At 35.9% G+C, this 821-nt stretch carries 1 protein-coding gene; it reads right to left on the bottom strand.

What is annotated here, in order from left to right; genetic code table 11:
* Positions 1–63 precede the first annotated feature (63 nt).
* A partial coding sequence (locus ACFINI_RS10050; protein ID WP_375648051.1) for a DNA adenine methylase occupies positions 64–821 on the bottom strand: 758 nt, incomplete at its 5' end.

Here is an 821-nt window from a genome sequence, read left to right as displayed (position 1 = left end):
AAAAAGTCCTATTAGAGAAGAAATATTTTCTTCTGATTCTAACAAATCTTTTTATGATTTTCTTCAATTATTGCGAATCAAGAGTTCTTTTCGGGAAGTTTTTTTAGCAAAACCAGAGGTCCAAAGGGTCTCTAATTCTAAAAAGTCAAAATCCTTAAAAATCTCTCGAACCGCATCACAATCATTCAGACTCAAGACAAATTTGCCTTGTATGCTTTTGAGAACTTTTGCCATACTCACAAAATCATCTTCAACAAAATTCCCAGAGCTGTAACACTTCTTCTTCACAAGATAAGGCGGGTCTAGGTAAAATAAACTGTCGGGTGCATCAAATAGCTCGATAACCCGTTCCCACGACAAATTTAAGATCGTCGTATCAAGAAGCTTCTGTCTAACACGTCTCATCCTTGATAACAGCTTTTCGGGATTAAATGCTATAGGCTTTTTCCTTCCAAAACTAAAAGAGACATAATCTTTTTTCCCATACATCACACAACGTTGGAGAAACAAAAAACGGGCGGCTCTTTCAACTTTGGAAAGGCTTTCTGGATCAATCGCCGCAAGTTCAAAAAACAACTGTCTTGAACAAACAAACCACTCCAATCGTTTAGCTAAATCATCAAAGTCATTTTGAACACATTGAAACAGATTCGTGATCTCTCCATTCAAATCATTAATCACAGAATATTTTGCTGGTCTTTTATTTAGGAAAATAACACCAGAGCCTAAAAACGGTTCAACATAGGTTTCGTGGTCAATATTATTTAAAATCGGTATAATTTTCTTACGCAGATAGTGTTTACCACCCATCCACGCAAACA

This window comes from Bartonella sp. AA56HLJMS (genome assembly GCF_042197145.1).
GTDB lineage: Bacteria > Pseudomonadota > Alphaproteobacteria > Rhizobiales > Rhizobiaceae > Bartonella.
This window is presented reverse-complemented; position numbering and strand designations above follow the sequence as displayed.